Here is a 19758-nt window from a genome sequence, read left to right as displayed (position 1 = left end):
CGTCTGACTGGTCGTGCAGACCGGCGCGTCACTGATGAAGCTGCTGGCGCGATCCACGGGACTCCACGGTAACACCTGCCGAAACAGCGGACCCGCTGACCTCGTCGGGTGCCTTCGCCGGAGTCTGGCCGGCTGAGCCTGTCTGCTCGGCTGAGCCCGCCGGGCCGGCTGAGCCCGCCGGGCCGGCCGACGGTCTGGTCCGGTCCGCCGAGTGCCCGAGCACCCGCAACGCCACCAGCGCGGCCAGCGGCACGGTCACCGCCGCCGCCGCACCGGCCACGTCCAGCGCCGAACCCGCAAGCCCGCCGCCGATCACCGACGACACGGCGATGCCGGCCATCGCCGCCCGCACCGCCGGGTAGATGCCGAACAGGCGTTTCAGCCCGCCCCACGGCTGCAGCAGGGCGAACCACACGAGTACCGCGGCGACCAGCGCCAGCACCGTCAACGGGCTGCTCAGCAGGGCCGACATGTTGGCCGCCGAAGATCGGTGCAGGGTGAGCCCGCCGGTGCCGTCGGCCAGCGCGGTGAGGAACCGTCCCAGGCTGCCCCGTTCGGTCTCCGGCCGCTGCAGATCGATCAGTGCGAACCCGGCGGTCACCAGCAGACCCGCGATCGTCGCCCACGCCACTCTGGGCACACTCAGCCAACCACCGGTGCTGATCGCCGCCGTAACCGCCACCCCGGCGGTCAACGCGATCGCTCCGACCGGGTCGGCACCCAGGTAGGGGCTGCCGACCAGGATCACCGCGGCACCGCCGATGGTGACCACCACCGTCACCCGCCAGCCACGCCGGACCCGCTGGGCCAGACAGCCGGCGGCCAGCAGGGTGCCGGCGATCAGCACTCCCAGCCCCACCGTGCCGAGCCCGGCGTAGCGACCGCCTTCGGAGGCGGAGTACCCGGTGACGCCGTTGAGTTGCAGCCGGGCCCCGGTCAGCACGTCGGCGGCGACGACCGCCGCCGCGATCATGGCGACCAGCGTCATCGGGGCGAGCGTGTGCCGGTAGGAACGGCTGAACCGGACCGCCGCCGTCGCGGCGGCGACCGCCAGCACCGTGGTCACGGCCAACGCAGGGCCGGGCTGGCCACTGCGCCACCAGGGCACCACCTCGGCCAGCAGCGCCGCCGGGATGACGAGCGCGGCCGCGATCAGCAGCACCTCCATGACGGCGTTGGCCCGTCGGGTGACCGGGTCCGGGCCGGGCCGCCCGGCGGTGCGTCGGACCCGGCGCAGCAACGGTACGACGGCCACGGCGAGGACCGTATGGAACCCGGCGAGCAGGCCGAAGAACCAGACCGCGGCGCGTCGCTGGGCGCGGGCCTCCCGGTCGGCGTCGGCCGGGTACGCGATCGCCGTCGCGAGGTCCTCCGGCCGGCCGGGTGCCGAACTCGCCGGCTGACCGATGAACAGCCCGTCGGGTTGGTCCCGGTCGAGCACGTGCAGCGCGGTCGGCGCCAGGTCCACCAGCTGCAGGTAGCCGTCCCGGCCGGTGGTCGGCGACGTCATCCAGCCGGCGTCCCAGCCGGCGCCGTCGGCGATCGCGACGTGCAGCCGGGTCGGTGCGCTGGTGTCGGCCAGCCCGGCGACCAGCACGAGTGAGCGCTGCGGGCGGGCCGCCAGGACCCGCGCCAGCGTCGCGTCGGCCTGCCGGGCGGCGGCGGCCCGTTCGGTCGGGTCGGAACCGGCGACCACTCCGGCGTCGACCACGCTCAGCACGCAGGAGGCGAGCAGGTCCGCCGGGTCCTGTGGGAGTTCCGGCTCGTAGCGGTCGACCCGGCCGAACGGCCGGGCGGCGGTCAGCGCGGCACCCGGCCCGACAGCCACCGTGCACCGCACCGACTCGGCCAACGCGCCGGGCACCGCGCCCCAGGCGAGACGTTCCTGGTTGAGGCGTACGGTCGCGGGCTGCGACGTCAGGTATCCGCCGATGCCGTCGGGTTGCTCGACGGCGATCTGCGCCGGCGGGCAGGTGCCGTCGCCGGTGGTGCCGGTGATCCCGTCGTAGGCCGCGTAGTTGCCGGCGCCGAGGGTGACCCAGCCGTCGGCCGGGCAGGTCGGCCGCTGCGCGGACCGCACCGACAGTGCGGCGATCGAGCCCTGCTCCGCCAGCCGCCACAGCGTCGGCGTCGTCCGCCGGTCGACGTCGTCCCAGCGCAGGCCCGGCACTCCGACGATGACCACGTAGTCCGCGCTGCGGCCGGAGGTGCCCACCGCCGGCCGGTCGGCCAGTGCCGCCACGCCGGCAGCCAGCAGCACCGACATCAGCAGCAGCGGCACGATCCGGTGACGCATCAGCCGCTCCCGTCCACGGGTCGGCCGTCGCGGTCGGTCGGCCCGTTGCGGCGGCCCGGCACCGACTGCCCGCCGGCTACCTCCCGCCCGCCCGTTTCGTCCCGCCCGTCGGACAACTCCCGGTAGACGGCGCGGACCAGGTCGAGGCTGTCCGCGTCGGTCGGCCAGCCGGCGGCCCTGCGGGGTCCACGCTCGGCCAGGTCGGCCCGCTGCTGATGGTCGGTCAGGAGTTCACGCACGGCACCGTCCAGCGCGGCCAGGTCGCCGGGCGGAATCAACCGGCAGGCGTCTCCGACCAGTTCCGGCAACCCGCCGACCGCGGTCGCCACCAACGGTACGCCGGCCCGCAGCGCCTCCTGGGCGAACAACTGTCGGGCCTCCCAGTCGCTGCAGACCACCGCCAGGTCGGCGCCGAGCAGCAGGTCGGCCACATCATGACGGTGGCCGAGCAGGGTGACCGGTGCCCGTACCGCCGAGATCTGCGCCGCCAGGGACAGGTAGCTGGGCCCGGTGCCGGCGATCACCACCTGCGCCGGTGGGGTCAGTTCGCGCCACCCGGCGGCGGCGTCGACCAGCAGGTCGTAGCGCTTCTGCGGGTGCAGCCGGCCGACCGAGAGCACCAGCGGCTGGTGGGCGCCGACACCGAACTCCGCGCGCACCGCGGCGCGGCTGCGTCTCGGTGCGGGCAGCTCCGGCGCCGCCACCGGGCCGAGCCGGGCATCGGGCGCGCCGAGCGCCACCGCCCGTTCGACGAGGTCGGCGGAGGCGCCGAGGGTCACTCGGGCGGCCCGTGCCACCCGCCGCTCGACCAGCCGCGCCAACCGGCCCCGCAGCCCGCCGGCGAGGATGCTGTTGTGCCAGGTCACCACGATCGGCGCGGACGGTCGGGCGAGCGCCGCGACGAATCCGGCGCGTAGTCCGTGGGCGTGCACCACGTCGACCCCGTCGGCGAGGACGCGGCGGACCGCGGTCACCGCGCGGGCGTCGGCCAGGGTCGGGTTGGCCGGGATCTCCACCGGGACGAACCGGGCACCGGAAGCGGTGAACCGGAACTGCTGTTCGACGGCGAGCGGACCGCACACGGTCACCCGCGCCCCGCCGGACACCAGGCCGCGGCTCAGGGATGCGACGTGCTGGCCGATACCGCCCGTGCTGGAGCCGATCAGCAGCAGGACCGCACCGGTCCAGCGGTCGTCCGTCGGATCACTCACCGCGACTCCGTCCCCTTCCCGTCCCGTCGCCGGCCGGCCGCCAGCCGCCAGGTCCGGCGTACCGCACCGACAACCATCGGCCGCAGATCGTGGCGGTCCGCAGGCAGGGCCACCGCGAGAAAGACCGCCAACCCGGTCGCCCCGGACAGCATGCCCTGCAGCAGCACGCCGGGCACGGTCGGGGTGGTCGGCCCCGGCCCGGTCAGATACGCCACGCCGGCACCCGCAGCCGCCGCGACGACGCCGGCTGCCAGACCGGTCGCCGTCGCCCGGCCGAGCCCAGTCAGCACCGCGCCACCGCCGACCCGGCGCAGCGCCGCGACCAGCAGCAGCCCCATCACCAACATGCCGAGCGCGTTGGCCAGCGCCAAGGCGAAGACCCGGTCGCGGTCCGGCAGCACCAGCGACAGCACCGGCGCGGCGACCATCACACAGCTCCAGCCGGCTGCCACCGCTGCGGCGGCAGGTGCCGGGCGGCTGGCCGCGTACAGCGCCCTGGAGCCAATCGCGAACATACCGTAGCCGATCAGGCCCGGAGCGAAGCCGGCGATGCCGGCGGCCAGCGTCCCGGCCTGCCCGGCCGGGACCAGAAAGGCCGCAGCCGGGACGCTGACCGAGACCAGGACGGCCGCGCCGAGACAACAGAGCAGCACCACGCCGCGCACGGCCGGACCGAGATTGGACCGGTACCCGGCGATGTCCCCGTGGCTGTGGGCTGCGGCCAGCGTCGGGTACGCGGCGGTCGCCAGCGGCACCGCGAGCACCGACCAGGGCAGCAGGAACACCGTCTGGGCCAGCGTGAACAGCACGACGCTGCCCTGCGGCGCACCACCGGCGAAGCAGAGCCAGACCGCGACCAGCACGGCGACCTGCTGCGCGCCGACGGTGACCGCGCCGGCCGCCGCCAGCCCGCCGACCGCGTCGCGGGCCGCGCCGACGAACCGTAGGCCGGGTCGCAGCCGCAGACCCAGTGGACGCAGCGGCACGAACAGGCACAGCGACAGCACGGCCACTCCGCCGGTGGTGCCGGCGGCCAGCAGCAGCTGGCCTGACGTGCCCACCCCGGGCAGGTCGGCCAGCCGTCCCTGGGTGGCGGCGAAGGTCAGGTAGGTGCCGATCACCGTGACGCTGGACAGCAGCGGGGCGATCACCGGCCAGGCGAACCGGTGGTGTGCCTGCAGCACTCCGGTGAGCACCACGGCGATCCCGTACAGCGGAAGTTGCGGGGCGAACAGCCGCAGCATCAGGGTGCCGGCGTCGATCTGCGCCGGACCGGCGTCGGCGTCGAGCAGCCGCACGATCGGCCCGGCCGCGAACGCGAGCAGCACCGCGAGCGGGATCAGCAGGCCCAGCGTCCAGGTGAGCAGCGCCGACGTGGTCGCGGAAACGGCGGTACGGTCACCGGCGGCCACCGCACCGGCGAGCAGCGGCACCACGAGGCTGGCCAGCGCTCCCCCGGCGACGATCTCGAAGATGATGTTGGGGATGGTGTTGGCGGCGATGTAGATGTCACCCAGCGCGGTCGGCCCCACCGACCAGGCGAAGACCGCGGTACGGCCGACCCCGGCCAGCCGGCTCGCCACGGTGAGCACCGCGATCAGCGCCGCGGCACCGGCGACCCGGGTGGCGACCGCCGAGTTGGTCATCGCCCGGTCCTGGTCAGGGTGTCCGGCGGCCGAGGGCGTCGAGCTCACGCAGGCCGGGGGTGCGCGCGATCACCTGGGTGAAGCTGACCCGCTCGCTCGCCACGGTCAGCCCGGCGAGCACGGCGAGCACGGCCGCGCGGCCGGCCGGCCCGGTACGCTGCGCGACGGCGAGCCCGAGCAGGGCACCCAGCGCGTTGGCGCCGCAGTCGCCGAGCATCACCTGCTCGTCGAGATCGTCGCGGAGCAGCCCGAGCACCGCGCTGCTGGTCCCCGCAGCCGTGCCCGCCGTCGGGCCGGCCAGCAACGGGGCGGCGATCAGCAGCCCGGCCTTGGCCGCCCGTCCGGGGCGCAGGTCCAACAGGTTGACCAGGTTGGCGGTGCCGGCGATGACGCCGGCACCGAGCAGTACGTCGGCCGCCCGGGTGACCGGCCGGCGGGCGGTGTCCCGGCGGTCCGCAGCGAGTAGCGCGGCCGCGGCGGTGGCGGCGGCGCCGACCCCCACGATCTTGACCAGGCCGCTGGTCACCCGGCCGGACCGCAGCGCCGAGAGATGTCCGGCGAAGCCCTTGGCCGCCCGCTGGTCCGGTCGGGCTCCGACGATGTCGTCGTAGAGCCCGACCGCTCCGGCTCCGGCACCGGCGACCAGCGCCGCTGCTGCGACAGGCGGGCTGGTGGCCCCGAACGCGGCGGCGGTCGACGCGGCGGCGGCGAGGGCCGGGCCGCCGGCGAGGCTCACCGGCCGGCCCCGGAAGTTGGTGCGCTCCAGTGCGCTCCGGGGTGCGACCCGCTTGGCGGTCCGCAGTGCGACGCGGGCGGCGACGGCACCGGCGGCACCGAGTAGCAGCAGGCCCAGCGGGCCACGGTTCGGCATCAGGGGTTCACTCCGTCGACAGGCTGCTATTCAGGACGTTTCGGCATCAACGAGGTGGCACCGGCGCCGAGCCCGTAATGCCCGGCCTGATCGAGTGTGAACTGCTCGGCCACGGCGAGTGCCGTCACCGACTGGCCGGCGGTCGTGTTGCCGTTGTCGACGGTCGAGATCGACTGGTTCAGCGTGGGGTCGTTGCGGACGGCGGAGATCAGGTTCCCGTCGCTGGAGCCGGTCCCGGCCACCACGACCTGGCTGACCCGGTCGAACTGCACGACCATGGTGACCACCGCGGCGTCCTTCTTGGCGGCGTCCCGGTCGACGTACGGCTGCCCGCTGACCACGACGACCGCTTCAGCCGGTCCGGTGACCTCCTGTTCGACGGTGATGTAGCCGGCGTCGCCGTACGCGTCGAGCAGCGCCGCCAGGTCCGCCGGTTCGACTGCCGGCGGCTCCTCCCGGTCGACCAGCGCGCTGGCCAGCAGAGCGCTGGAGGTCTCCACCCCGTCGCTGTTGCCGGGCAGCCCGGTGGTGGGGATGGTGGGGCGGGCCGCCGCCGTGGCGAGCTCCAGCAACTCCACACTGTTGTCGGGGTTGACGAACTTGTCCTGCACGTCGATCCGGCCGGTCAGCGTCGCTCCGGCGAGGTCGAGCGCGGCCATCACGCCTTCGGCGTGGTCTCGGCCGCTGGGCAGGCAGACCACCAGCAGCCGGCGACCGGCGAGCTTGTCGGCGAGCAGGATCGGCGCGGCCTCGGCGACGAAGTCCTCCTCGCGGTTGACCTCCTCGCGCAGCGAGTTGACTGTTTCCCGCAACTGCGTGTTGTCCTTGCGGAGCGCATTCACATTGTCACTCAGAGAATCGGCAACCGGGCCGTTCAGCGCAGCGGTGCCGACCACGAGGCCGATCGCCAGGGCGAGGAACACCGCGGTGAGCGACACCACGTGGTAACGGAAGTTGATCACACTTGCCGCCTTCTCCGATCCGTCTGCGCTGAACAGGAGTTTCGTCCGCGCTAGAAGAGCTGACCCAACTGGAAGACGAAATTGTCCCACCACTCGGATGCCACCCCGAGATAGGCCTTACCGACCGTGGAAACCGCCACGGCGGACGCCATCGCAGCGATCGCGGAGAGCACCAGCAGCAGCAGCGACGAGCCGGAAATGCTCTGCCGGTACAGCCGGCTCACCCCTTTGGCATCGACCAGCTTACCGCCGACCTTCAACCGGGTCAGAAAGGTGGAGGCCATCCCGCCCCGCCCCTTGTCAAGGAACTCGACCAGCGTGGCGTGGGTACCGACCGCGACGATCAACGACGCGCCCTTCTCGTCGGCCAGCAGCATGGCCAGATCCTCGCTGGTCGCCGCCGCCGGGAAGGTCAACGCCTCCACCCCGAGTTCGCGGACCCGGTCCATGCCCGGCGCCCGGCCGTCGCGGTAGGCGTGGACCACCACCTCGGCGCCGCAGCGCAGCACGTCGTCGGTGACCGAATCCATGTCCCCGATGATCATGTCGGGGGTGTAGCCGGCCTCGACCAGCGCGTCCGCTCCCCCGTCCACACCGATCAGGACCGGCTTGAACTCCCGGATGTACGGCCGCAGCACGTCCAGGTCTGCCTTGTAGTCGTAACCCCGGACCACGATCAGGCAGTGCCGGCGGGCGATTCTGGTCTCGATGTCCGGTACGCCGACCCCGTCCAGCAGCAGGTCCCGTTCCTGTTTGAGGTACTCCATCGTGTTGGCGGCGAACGCCTCCAACTGGACCGAGAGTCCTTCCCTGGCTTCGGCCATCGCCTGGGCGACCGAATCCGCGTCCTGGCGTACCCCGGACGCCACCCGGTCGTCACCGACGAAGACCTCGGCACCGTCGACGCGCACCGTGTCGCCCTCGCGGATCTTCTCGAACGCGTCCTCACCGAGGCCGTCGACCAGGGGGATACCCGCCTGGATCAGCACCTCCGGACCGAGGTTCGGGTACCGGCCGGAAACCGACGGCTTGGCGTTGAGGACTGCGGCCACGCCGACGGCGACCAACGAGTCGGCCGCGACCCGGTCCAGGTCCACGTGGTCGATGACCGCGATGTCACCTGGCCGGAGCCGACCGGCAAGGCGCTTCGTCCGGCGGTCGAGCCGAGCCGTGCCGGAGATCGTTCCGGGCTCGGGATTACGAGCCCGGCGCAAGGTGGGTAAACGCATCCCTACCATCCTGGCATGCTGGGCGGTGAACACCGACACGACATGCCCGCTGTGCCACTACCGGCAGGTCAGACACACCGGGCCGACCCCGGCAGGTCAACCCCGTCGATCGCGAGCGGCGACCGCGAGCAACTCCTCAGCGTGCGCGATACCCAGATCCGAGTCGGGTAGCCCGGCGAGCATCCGGGCGAGTTCCCGCGCCCGGTCGGTGTCCTCGACCACCCGCACACCGCTGGTCGTCACCGCCCCCCCGGTGTCCTTCGCCACCACGAGATGCCGGTCGGCGAACGCCGCCACCTGCGGCAGATGCGTCACCACCAGCACCTGATGGCTACGGGCCAGCCGGGCCAGCCGACGACCGATCTCCACCGCCGCCTGCCCACCCACCCCGGCGTCGACCTCGTCGAACACCAACGTCGGCGGGCCGCCGGCTCCGGCGAACACCACCTCGATGGCGAGCATCACCCGGGAGAGCTCACCGCCGCTGGCCCCCCGCTGCAACGGCAGCGGCGGCGCACCCGGATGTGCCAGCAACCGCAGCTCGACCTCGTCGGCGCCGTCCGGGCCGACGCCGGCGTCGACACCATCGACGGTCAGCGTCGGCTCGCCCCGGCCCGCCGGTCGGGCGAGCACCGCGACCTCGATCCGGGCGTGCGGCATCGCCAGCCCGGCCAGTTCCACGCTCACCAACTCGGCGAAACGCGCCGCCGCCTGCCGACGGGCCGCCGACACCCGGGCCGCCAGCTCCGCCACCTCGTCTGCCAGCCGGGCACGTTCCCGGTCCAGCTCATCCAGCAGCTCGTCGGAGGTGTCCAACTCGGCCAGCCGGGACCGGGCCCGCTCCGCCCAGCTGATCACCCCGTCCACGTCGTCGGCGTACTTGCGGGTCAGCCCTCGCAGCGCCATCCGCCGCTCGTAGACCACCTGCAGACGTTGTGGGTCGGCGTCCAGTGCCGCCAGGTACCCGGACAGCTCCGCCGCCACGTCGCCGACCAGCGTCGCCGCCTCGGTCACCCGGGCCGCCAGCTCACCGAGCGCCGGGTCCACGCCGGCCTGTGCCTCCAACGACCGGCGGGCGGTGCCGAGCAGACCGGTCGCGTCCGGCGTATCGTCGACGGGTTCGGTGCCGCCGGCAAGAGCGAGGGCGGCGAGCTGCGCGGCGGTACGCAGCCCTTCGGCGTGTTCCAGCCGTTGCGCCTCGGCCTTGAGCGCGTCCTCCTCGCCCGGCTGCGGATCGACCCGGGTGATCTCGTCGAGACCCAGCCGGAGCAGGTCCGCCTCCTGGTTGCGCTCGCGGGCGTTGCGCCGCCGGTCGGCCAGGTCGTCGCTGATCTGACGCCAACGGCCGTACGTCTCCCGCATGGCCGCCAGCAGCTTGTCGTGGTCGGCCCCGGCGAACCGGTCCAGCGACGCCCGCTGCTCAGCCGGGCGCAGCAGCCGCAACTGGTCGGACTGCCCGTGCACGGCGACCACCTGGGCACCGATCTCGCTCAGCACCGACACCGGCATGCTGCGGCCACCGACGTGCGCCCGGGACCGTCCTTCGGCGGTCACCGTACGGCTGAGCAGCAGGACATCGTCCTCGTCAGGCTCGCCTCCGGCGTCGGTGACCCGCTCGCGCACCACGGCTCCACTGGCACCGACCAGCCGCAGCCGGCCCTCGACGACCGCCCGGCCGGGATCCGCTCGGACCCGCCCGGCGTCGGCCCGGCCACCGAGCAGCAGCCCGAGCCCGGTCACCACCATCGTCTTGCCGGCCCCGGTTTCACCGGTGATCACGTTCATGCCGCCGGTCAACGGCAGCGTGGTGTCCTCGATGACGCCCAGCCCGGTGATGCGCAGCTCTTCCAGCACAGCCACCGACAGTAGTAGCGGGCCGCGACGTTGACTACCCGGGGCGGTCAGCGCCGGTTACCCCGCCAACCATTGACCGGCAGATCGAACTTGGCGACCAGGCGGTCGCTGAACGGGCGTGGATGCAGCCGGACCACCCGCACCGGCAGGTCGCCCCGTTGGACCGTCACCCGCGCACCGGGCGGCAGGTCGTAGACCCGCCGGCCGTCGCAGCACAGCACCGCGAACGTGGTGTACGGGTCGACGGTGATGACGAACGTGGAGCTCGGTGCGGTCACCAGCGGCCGGCTGAACAACGCGTGCGCGCTGATCGGCACCAGCAGCAGCGCCTCCACCTCGGGCCACACCACCGGACCGCCGGCCGAGAACGCGTACGCGGTCGACCCGGTCGGCGTGGCGCAGACCACCCCGTCCGCGCCGTAGCGCGACAACGGTCGGCCGTCCACGTCGACCATCAACTCCAGCATCTGGGCGCGTTGCCCCTTCTCGACGCTGATCTCGTTCAACGCCCACGAGTCGATGGTGACGCCGTACTCCAGCTCGGCCCGCACGTCCAGGGTCAACCGTTCGTCCACTGTGTAGTCACGGGCCACCACCTGCCGGACCGCCCGGTCCAGATCACCGATCTCCGCCTCGGCCAGGAACCCGACCTTGCCGAGGTTGATCCCGAGCAGCGGGGCCTTCGCCGGACGGGCAAGCTCCGCGGCACGCAGGAACGTACCGTCACCGCCGAGCGCGAACACAATCTCCACCCCGTCGGCAGCCGCCGGACCACCGACTGGGTGCACCCCGGGCAGATCCAGATCGTCGGCCTCCTCGGCGACCACCCGTACCTCGAAACCCGCCTCGATCAGGTCGGCGGCGACGGTCCGGGCATGGTCGGTGCTGCGCCGCCGACCGGTGTGGGTGACCAGCAGCGCCGCTCTGGCACCGCGGGGTGCCACCGGCGCCCCGCCGGTCGGGACTGTCGCGTTCACCGCGCTCCACCTTCTTCCGTGGCCGGACCGGCGTCGACGATAGCCCCTACCCGGAGCGGGTCGACGGGCGGCGCGTCGGCCCGGAACCAGACGAAGAACTCGACGTTGCCCCGCGGGCCGGGTAGTGGACTGGCGACCACCGCCGACACGCCGAAGCCGAGCTGGGCGCCGGCCTGCGCGACAGCGAGCACCGCCTCGGCTCGCAGCTGCGGATCGCGCACCACCCCACCAGAACCGACCCGCTCCCGGCCGACCTCGAACTGTGGCTTGACCATCAGCAGCAGATCACCGTCCGGCTCGGTGCAGGCGACCAACGAGGGAAGGACCAGCCGCAGCGAGATGAACGACAGATCCGCCACGGTCAACCCGACCGGGCCGTCGATCTGATCGGCGGTGAGGGTACGGACGTTGGTCCGTTCGTGGACGCGTACCCGTGGATCGCCCCGCAGCGACCAGGCCAGCTGTCCGTAGCCGACGTCCACCGCGACCACCTCGGCCGCGCCACGCCGCAGCAGCACATCGGTGAAGCCGCCGGTCGAGGCCCCGGCGTCCAGGCAACGCCGGCCGGTGACCGCGACTGCGGTCCCGGCCAGGGCACCGATCAGCTTGTGCGCACCCCGGGAGACGTACCCGTCCGCCGGGTTCCCGCCGAGCAGCCGGACGGCCTCCGCCGGGTCGACCATCGCCGCGGCCTTGGCGGCGGCGACTCCGCGCACTTCCACCCGCCCGGCCGCGATCAACTCTGCGGCCTGTTCACGGGACCGCGCGAGTCCGCGGCGGACCAACTCCACATCGAGGCGGTTACGGCGTGCCATGCGACTCCGGGGAGGATCTCGGCCGGTCAGGCCTGGTCGATGGTGGCGAGAGCTTCCTGCAGGGTGCCGTGCGCCGCTTCGTACTGGGCGATCTGGTCGGCCGGCGGCAGACCCGTGGCGTTACGGACCGCCTCGATGGCCGCGTCGACCGCCGGGTGCCCGGTCCGGGTGTCGGTACCGCCGGCGGTGACGTCGGTACCGTCGACTGTGCCGTCCGCCGCCGCAGTGCCCGGTACGGCGGCCGCGACGGGTGGGGCCGGCACGACCCGGCCACCGGGTAGGGGCCCCGGCACTGGGCCGGTCACTGCCCACCCGCCGAGCCGTCGGCGGATCTGCGGCCCACCGTCTTGCTGGCGGCGGCCTTCTTCGCGACGGCCTTCTTCGCGACCGCGTTCTTCGCCGTCGCCTTCTTGGCCACCGCTGGTTCGGCTGACGGCGGAATCGCCGCTTCCGCCGTGGCGGCGGCTGCCGAAGCGGCGGCTGCCCGGCTCCGGGCCTGCTCCATGTCGGCTTCCAGCCGGTCGATCCGGTCCCGCAGCGCCACGACCTCATCGGCCTTGACCAGTCCCACCGCACCGAGCGCCCGGTCCACCTCAGCCCGCACCAACCGGGTGAGTGACTCACGGTTCGCGGTGCCGGACGAGAGCAGGTCCTCCGCCACCGCCTGCAGCTGGGCGGCGGTCGCCCCGCCCTTGCCGACCAACGACCGCGCAGTCTGCTCGGCCTTCTTCCGGGACGCCTCGGTCAGGCCGAGGGCAAGTTCCAGGTACGCCCGCCAGGCGTCACGCATGGTCCGACTCCTTCACCGCGGAGAATGTTCGGTTGACACGCTACCGGGACGCGACGCCGCAGTGCGGTACGGTGCCTGTGCGCAACACCGGTGGTGCGACCACCGGTCGCGGTGCCTGACCGGGCACCGCGACCCCACGAAGCCCGGGAGGTGCGATTGTGGCCAGCGTCGACGAGTGTCGGCAGGCACTGCGGGAGCTCGCCACCCGGCTCGACGACAACGCCGACCAGGTACGCGAACGAGTCAACCTGGACCGTACCCTTGCCTGCCGGATCACCGATCTCGGCACCGCGTTTCACGGACGGCTGACCGATGGTCGTCTCGTCGACCTCGCCGACGGGGACGACCCGAAGGCCAAGATCGCCATGAACATCGGCAGTGACGATCTGCTCGCGCTGGTCCGTGGCGACCTCGACGTAGGTCGCGCGTTGGCGGCCCGACGGCTGTCGGTCAGCGCCAGCCCGTTCGACCTGCTGAAGCTCCGAAAGCTGCTGTGAACCGACCCGCTCCGTGGCCAGGTCCGCCGGCCCGGCTCACCCGCCGACCCAATCCCCGGTCAGCGTAGGCCGCGTCCCGGCGTCGAATCAGCCCAGCACGTCGGTGACATCTCAGCATGTCGGGTTACGCCAGGGCCAGGTCACGCAGCGCCGATTCGGCTGCGGCGGACCCGGATCGCACCTCGGTCACCGGGGCACCCTGCCAGACGTGCCGGCAGAGTACCCGCAGCGCCTGCACGCTGTCACCGCCGGTGCCGCCGAGGACGAGCCCCGCCGAGCCGTGGCGGTGCACCTGCCACCCGGCATCCTCCGTCGGGTCGTCGTCGATCGGCCGGGCGGCGTCGGCCGCGAACAGTCCGGCGAGGTCCGCCGCCAGGTACGTCGGCCGGCGTGCCGGCGGGGCGGCCAGCAGTTCCCGAGCGTCGCTGATCCCGGTCAGCACGAGCAGACTCGCCATGCCGGCGCGGTTCGCCCCTTCGATGTCGGTGTCCAACCGGTCACCGACCACCAGCGGCCGGTCGGCACCGGCGCGGCGCGCGGTACTGACGAACAACCCCGGTTCCGGCTTGCCGACGACCTGGTCCGGTTCCCGGTTCAGCGCCGTGCGCAGCGCGGCAACCAGTGAGCCGTTACCTGGCAGCGGTCCCCGGGCACTGGGCAGGGTCCGGTCGGTGTTCGTCGCCACCCAGTCGGCGCCGCCCCGGATCGCCACCGACGCCTCCGCCAGATCGGCCCACCCAATCCCGGGGCCGTACCCCTGAACCACCACCGCTGGCTTGTCATCGGCCGACGCGACCAGCGCCAGCCCGGCTTCGGTGAGCTCGTCGCGCAGCGCGTCCGCACCCACGACCAGCGCCCTGGCACCTGGACCGTACTGCTGTGCCAGCAGCGCGGCGGTCGCACCGGCCGAGGTCACCACCTCGTCGGTAGTGGCCGGCACCCCCATGCCACGGAGCAGCCCGGCGACGTCGGCCGAACGCCGGGAGGCGTTGTTCGTCGCGTACGCGACCGGCAGGCCGGCCCGCCGCAGCCGATCCACCGCCTCGACCGCCCCACGGATGGGCCGGTCGATCAGGTAGATCACCCCGTCGAGATCGAATATCACCAGGTCGTATGCGGCAGACAGCCCGCAGCGGACAGCGGTGGCGTCGTCGGTTCGGGTCATCGGGGCCGGTCTTCTTCCGCGCTTCGGGGAGGTGAGCTGCCGGGGTGTGACGTGGCGGCCGGATCGTCGTCGGCCTCGTCGTCGGCCACGTCGTCCGTCTCGGCCTCGGTCAGCAGTACGCCGTCGATCTCCAGCAGGCGCTCGGTCGCGTCAGTTGCTGCCTCCTCGTCGGCCTCGGCCGCTCGGGCGAACCACTCCCTGGCCTCGTCCTTGCGCCCGGCGCTGAGCAGCGCGTCGGCGTACGCGTAACGGAGCCGGCAGACCCAGGGGTCGGCGGATTCCACGGTCAGCTCCCGGACCTGCAGCATCGCCACCGCTGCGGCCGCCTGCCCCAGGTCGCCGCGGGCACCCGCAGCGACCATCAACAGCTCGACGGCGGCAGCGGGGTCCAGCCCTGCGCGATCCGCGCCACGGTAGATGTCGATCGCCCGCTCCGGCCGGCCGAGGGCACGTTCGCAGTCGGCCAGTACGGCAAGGTGCGTCTGACGTCCGGTCATCCGGTGGTAGGTCCGGAGTTCGGCGACGGCGGTCTGCCACTGCCCTGCCCGGTACGCGGCCAACCCGACCGCTTCCCGTACCGCCGCGATGCGGGCGGCGAGCCGACGTGCCGCCAGGGCGTGGGCGAGCGCCGTCTCCGGCTCCTCGTCGATCAACTGCCCGGTGGCGACGAGGTGCCGGGCCACCGTGTCGGCCACCGGTCGGGCCAGCCCGAGCAGCTCGGCCCGGATCTCGGTGTGCAGGTCGGTGGCGAGGATGTCGTCGGACAACTCCGGCGGCGGCGTACGTTCGGCCGCGCGGTCGGCACCGTCCTCGTCGCGCCGACGGTACGGCGCGGCGGAGGCCTCCGGGGAACGATCCGACGAGGCCCGTCGGAAGGGCCGGTCGGTCGGACCGTCCGTACGTCTGCGGAACGGCCCCGGCGCGCCGTCGTCACGGGACCGGGCGGCGTCGCCGGAGCGGGGGCGCCGATCCTCGGAGCGAGGACTTCTTCGGTCGGCAGGTCGGCCGGCGGTCGGAAAGCTGCCCGACCGGCGATCGCCGTGGGAACGGTCACGCCGCTCGTCTCCCTGCCCGGGCCGTCGGTCACCGCCCCGCTGCTCGAACCGCCGGTCTTCCCGTCCCCGCCCAGCATCGAACCGACGCTCACCGTCAGCACGCTGTGCCCGAGGTGCCCCAGCCCGGAATCCGCCACGGTCGGACCGGCGGTCGCCACCGTCCCCACCCGTGGTCCGGCGATCGCCGCGGAAGCCACGGTCCTCGCGGGGCGCACTGCGGCGGCCGTCGTCTGCCCGGTGCTCGCGGTCGCCGCGGAAGCCGCCGCTTCTGTCCCCTGCAGCGCCACCGGTTTCCCCTCGGCCGCCCCGGCGGTCGTCGTCACGGCGGCGGGCCGGCTCCCAGTCGGCGCGGCGGTCCCGGTGCGGCCGCGATGCGCTGTCGTCGCGCCGGCGGAACCCGCCATCGTCACGGCGGCGCAAGCCGGGCGCTTCGCGGCCTGCGCCGGACTCGTCACGGCGCACGTAGCCACGGTCACGGCCGCCGGCCCTGCGGTCGTCGGGCTGTCGGCGGTCGCTGTCCCAACCGCCCCGGCGGCGGTCACCGTCGTTACCGGTGGCACCGCCTCGGCGTTCGCCGCCGGGCGGTTGCCGACGGTCGGAACGGAACCGATCCGCACCACGCTCACCCCCGCGCCGCCCGGTGTCGTGGCCGTCCCGGCCGTCCCGGCGCGAGGTGCGGTCGCCACGGTCGGCTCGGCTACCGCCGTAGCCGCGGCTGAAGCCGCCGCCACGACCGGATCGTTCGTCGGCGCGGCGAGGTCGGTCGCCATCCTGCCCAGTAGGGTTCACGACTCCATCCTCCCTGATGCCGCCCAACCGAAGTACGGCGGGCAGACACAGTTGAGGGCCGCTCCCCACAGGGAGCGGCCCTCAACTGTAAAGATGTCCGGCGGTGACCTACTCTCCCACACCCTCACGAGTGCAGTACCATCGGCGCTGGAGAGCTTAGCTACCGGGTTCGGAATGTAACCGGGCGTTTCCCCTCCGCCATAACCGCCGTAACCCTAACAACAAACCAAACACACACAAGTGTTCGTTTGCCCAGAATCACACAGTGGACGCGTACATCTTCGAAGTCAAGTCCTCGGCCTATTAGTACCGGTCAACTGAACCAGTTACCTGGCTTACATCTCCGGCCTATCAACCCAGTCATCTACTGGGAGCCTTACCCCATCAAATGGGTGGGACACCTCATCTTGAAGCGAGCTTCCCGCTTAGATGCTTTCAGCGGTTATCCCTTCCGAACGTAGCCAACCAGCCGTGCCCCTGGCGGGACAACTGGCACACCAGAGGTTCGTCCGTCCCGGTCCTCTCGTACTAGGGACAGCCCTTCTCAAGTATCCTACGCGCGCGGCGGATAGGGACCGAACTGTCTCACGACGTTCTAAACCCAGCTCGCGTACCGCTTTAATGGGCGAACAGCCCAACCCTTGGGACCTGCTACAGCCCCAGGATGCGACGAGCCGACATCGAGGTGCCAAACCATCCCGTCGATATGGACTCTTGGGGAAGATCAGCCTGTTATCCCCGGGGTACCTTTTATCCGTTGAGCGACACCGCTTCCACACGCAAGTGCCGGATCACTAGTCCCGACTTTCGTCCCTGCTCGACCTGTCAGTCTCACAGTCAAGCTCCCTTGTGCACTTACACTCAACACCTGATTGCCAACCAGGATGAGGGAACCTTTGGGCGCCTCCGTTACCCTTTAGGAGGCAACCGCCCCAGTTAAACTACCCACCAGACACTGTCCCTGAACCGGATCACGGTCCGAAGTTAGAAACCCAAATCAACCAGAGTGGTATTTCAACATTGACTCCACCGATACTGGCGTACCAGCTTCACAGTCTCCCACCTATCCTACACAAGCTAATTCGAGTACCAATGTCAAGCTATAGTAAAGGTCCCGGGGTCTTTCCGTCCTGCCGCGCGTAACGAGCATCTTTACTCGTAATGCAATTTCGCCGGGCCTGTGGTTGAGACAGTAGGAAAGTCGTTACGCCATTCGTGCAGGTCGGAACTTACCCGACAAGGAATTTCGCTACCTTAGGATGGTTATAGTTACCACCGCCGTTTACTGGCGCTTAAGTTCTCAGCTTCGCCCCGAAGAGCTAACCGGTCCCCTTAACGTTCCAGCACCGGGCAGGCGTCAGTCCATATACATCGAATTACTTCTTCGCATGGACCTGTGTTTTTAGTAAACAGTCGCTTTCCCCTGGTCTCTGCGGCCATACAACGCTCCACCCGCAAGGGGCTTCACGTCTCCGGCCCCCCTTCTCCCTAAGTTACGGGGGCAATTTGCCGAGTTCCTTAACCACAGTTCGCCCGATCGCCTCGGTATTCTCTACCTGACCACCTGTGTCGGTTTAGGGTACGGGCCGCTAGAAGCTCGCTAGAGGCTTTTCTCGGCAGCATAGGATCACTGACTTCACCTGAATCGGCTCGGCATCACGTCTCAGCCTCACGCACCACGGATTTACCTATGATGCAGCCTACACGCTTACCCCGGCACAACCACCGGCCGGGATCAGCTACCTTCCTGCGTCACCCCATCGCTTGACTACTACCCGCCAGGTTCCCGCGCTCCCTCAGATCAGTCCGAAAACCTCACCAAGTTCGGGCAGTTAGCACAACAAGGTTCATCATGGGCGCTCCTTCGCGGGTACGGGAATATCAACCCGTTGTCCATCGACTACGCCTCTCGGCCTCGCCTTAGGTCCCGACTCACCCAGGGCGGATTAGCCTGGCCCTGGAACCCTTGGTCATCCGGCGGAAGGGTTTCTCACCCTTCTTTCGCTACTCATGCCTGCATTCTCACTCGTGCCGCGTCCACAGCTGGGTCACCCCGCTGCTTCACCCCCGGCACGACGCTCCCCTACCCATCCACACACCTGCACCAACCCCCAAAGGAGTCAGCGAAGTACACGCGTGAATGCCACAGCTTCGGCGGTGTGCTTGAGCCCCGCTACATTGTCGGCGCGGAACCACTTGACCAGTGAGCTATTACGCACTCTTTAAAGGGTGGCTGCTTCTAAGCCAACCTCCTGGTTGTCTAAGCGACCCCACATCCTTTTCCACTTAGCACACGCTTAGGGGCCTTAGCTGGTGATCTGGGCTGTTTCCCTCTCGACTACGAAGCTTATCCCCCGCAGTCTCACTGCCACGCTCTCACTTACCGGCATTCGGAGTTTAGCTGATTTCGGTAAGCTTGTAGGCCCCCTAGACCATCCAGTGCTCTACCTCCGGCAAGAAACACGCAACGCTGCACCTAAATGCATTTCGGGGAGAACCAGCTATCACGGAGTTTGATTGGCCTTTCACCCCTAACCACAGGTCATCCCCCAACTTTTCAACGTTGGTGGGTTCGGCCCTCCACGCGGTCTTACCCGCGCTTCAGCCTGCCCATGGCTAGATCACTCCGCTTCGGGTCTAGAACATGCGACTCAACGCCCTCTTCAGACTCGCTTTCGCTACGGCTACCCCACACGGGTTAACCTCGCCACATGCCACTAACTCGCAGGCTCATTCTTCAAAAGGCACGCCGTCACCCCTAAAGGCTCCGACGGATTGTAGGCGAACGGTTTCAGGTACTATTTCACTCCCCTCCCGGGGTACTTTTCACCATTCCCTCACGGTACTCGTCCGCTATCGGTCACTAGGAAGTATTTAGGCTTACCAGGTGGTCCTGGCAGATTCACGGCAGATTTCAGGGGTCCGCCGCTACTCGGGAACATCCACAGAAGACCAGAAGTTTTCACCTACCGGACTATCACCGTCTACGGCTGGCTTTTCCACACCATTCAGCTAACAACTGGCTTTATCACTTCTCGACCGAATGTCAGTCCGATCAGCAGAGTCCCACAACCCCGACCACGCAACCCCTGACAGGTATCACACGCAGCCGGTTTAGCCTCATCCGCTTTCGCTCGCCACTACTCACGGAATCACTATTGTTTTCTCTTCCTGCGGGTACTGAGATGTTTCACTTCCCCGCGTTCCCTCCACACACCCTATGAGTTCAGGTGCAGGTGACACCACATGACTGATGCCAGGTTTCCCCATTCGGACACCCTGGGATCACAGCTCGGTTGACAGCTCCCCCAGGCCTATCGCGGCCTCCCACGTCCTTCATCGGCTCCTAGCGCCAAGGCATCCACCGTTCGCCCTTGACAACTTGACCACAAAGATGCTCGCGTCCACTGTGTAATTCTCAACAAACGACCAACCCGCAACCCCAAGCCCCACACCAGCACCACCACACACGATGGCCGGTATGCAAGACCAGGCCGCGCCTGGCAACCAGAGACAACAACCCACCACGTGGCCTGTTCCCTCAGGACCCAACAGGATGCCCACCATTCACACCAGCCGCACCAACACCACCCTCCACACC

Annotated in this window: 12 protein-coding genes, 2 rRNA genes and 2 pseudogenes; 1 reads left to right on the top strand and 15 read right to left on the bottom strand. The window is 70.4% G+C overall.

Annotated features, from left to right (window positions below; translation table 11 throughout):
- Nucleotides 1–73: 73 nt before the first annotated feature.
- The 11 genes and pseudogenes from EDC02_RS07400 to EDC02_RS07350 form a co-directional block, all read right to left on the bottom strand.
- Nucleotides 74–2296: pseudogene (locus tag EDC02_RS07400) on the bottom strand (hypothetical protein); the annotation flags it as partial.
- Entirely contained in the window at nt 2296–3507 is a 1212-nt protein-coding gene (locus tag EDC02_RS07395) for a glycosyltransferase family 4 protein (protein ID WP_123601310.1), read from the bottom strand. The pseudogene EDC02_RS07400 and the gene EDC02_RS07395, both read right to left, overlap by 1 nt.
- Nucleotides 3504–5153, bottom strand: a complete 1650-nt coding sequence (murJ, locus tag EDC02_RS07390; RefSeq protein ID WP_123604587.1) for a murein biosynthesis integral membrane protein MurJ — start codon at nt 5151–5153, stop codon at nt 3504–3506. The genes EDC02_RS07395 and murJ overlap by 4 nt, the downstream gene beginning before the upstream one ends.
- A gap of 13 nt (nt 5154–5166) precedes the next feature.
- A complete protein-coding gene (locus EDC02_RS07385) occupies nt 5167–6024 on the bottom strand; it encodes a hypothetical protein (protein ID WP_123601309.1) in 858 nt (285 codons plus the stop codon).
- A 26-nt stretch (nt 6025–6050) separates the two neighbouring features.
- Nucleotides 6051–6986: a copper transporter gene (locus EDC02_RS07380; RefSeq protein ID WP_123601308.1), complete on the bottom strand. Its 936-nt coding sequence runs from the start codon at nt 6984–6986 to the stop codon at nt 6051–6053.
- Nucleotides 6987–7036: 50 nt separating this feature from the next.
- Nucleotides 7037–8215, bottom strand: a complete 1179-nt coding sequence (gene steA / locus EDC02_RS07375; protein ID WP_123601307.1) for a putative cytokinetic ring protein SteA — start codon at nt 8213–8215, stop codon at nt 7037–7039.
- Nucleotides 8216–8311: 96 nt separating this feature from the next.
- Complete coding sequence (gene recN / locus EDC02_RS07370) at nt 8312–10069, bottom strand: DNA repair protein RecN (RefSeq protein ID WP_123601306.1); 1758 nt, start codon at nt 10067–10069, stop codon at nt 8312–8314.
- Nucleotides 10070–10116: 47 nt separating this feature from the next.
- The gene (locus EDC02_RS07365; protein ID WP_370461427.1) at nt 10117–11046 is read right to left on the bottom strand and encodes an NAD kinase; all 930 of its coding nucleotides are present in this window, start codon (nt 11044–11046) and stop codon (nt 10117–10119) included.
- Nucleotides 11043–11861 carry a TlyA family RNA methyltransferase gene (locus tag EDC02_RS07360; protein ID WP_123601305.1) on the bottom strand — a complete coding sequence of 273 codons (819 nt, stop codon included), beginning with the start codon at nt 11859–11861 and terminating at the stop codon, nt 11043–11045. Before EDC02_RS07360 ends, EDC02_RS07365 begins: the two co-directional genes overlap by 4 nt.
- 26 nt (nt 11862–11887) lie before the next feature.
- The gene (locus EDC02_RS07355; RefSeq protein WP_233605786.1) at nt 11888–12124 is read right to left on the bottom strand and encodes a hypothetical protein; all 237 of its coding nucleotides are present in this window, start codon (nt 12122–12124) and stop codon (nt 11888–11890) included.
- 38 nt (nt 12125–12162) lie between these two features.
- Nucleotides 12163–12651, bottom strand: coding sequence for a phasin family protein (locus tag EDC02_RS07350; protein ID WP_123601303.1), 489 nt, complete (start codon nt 12649–12651; stop codon nt 12163–12165).
- Between the two features lie 158 nt (nt 12652–12809).
- On the opposite strand from EDC02_RS07350, the gene EDC02_RS07345 reads away from it, so the two are divergent.
- On the top strand, nt 12810–13148 hold the full coding sequence (locus EDC02_RS07345; protein WP_123601302.1) for an SCP2 sterol-binding domain-containing protein: 339 nt from the start codon (nt 12810–12812) through the stop codon (nt 13146–13148).
- Nucleotides 13149–13272: 124 nt separating this feature from the next.
- Here the strand turns inward: EDC02_RS07345 and EDC02_RS07340 are convergent, their stop codons facing one another.
- The 4 genes and pseudogenes from EDC02_RS07340 to EDC02_RS07325 all read right to left on the bottom strand — a co-directional run bounded on the left by EDC02_RS07340 (nt 13273) and on the right by EDC02_RS07325 (nt 19545).
- Nucleotides 13273–14313, bottom strand: a complete 1041-nt coding sequence (locus EDC02_RS07340; protein WP_123601301.1) for an HAD-IIA family hydrolase — start codon at nt 14311–14313, stop codon at nt 13273–13275.
- Between the two features lie 26 nt (nt 14314–14339).
- A pseudogene (locus EDC02_RS07335) lies at nt 14340–14996 on the bottom strand (Replicase polyprotein 1ab); the annotation flags it as partial.
- A 1256-nt stretch (nt 14997–16252) separates the two neighbouring features.
- Nucleotides 16253–16369 (bottom strand): 5S ribosomal RNA (gene rrf / locus EDC02_RS07330).
- 71 nt (nt 16370–16440) lie between these two features.
- Nucleotides 16441–19545, bottom strand: a 23S ribosomal RNA gene (locus EDC02_RS07325).
- Between the last annotated feature and the right edge of the window lie 213 nt (nt 19546–19758).

This window comes from Micromonospora sp. Llam0 (assembly GCF_003751085.1).
Lineage (GTDB): Bacteria > Actinomycetota > Actinomycetes > Mycobacteriales > Micromonosporaceae > Micromonospora_E.
This window is presented reverse-complemented; position numbering and strand designations above follow the sequence as displayed.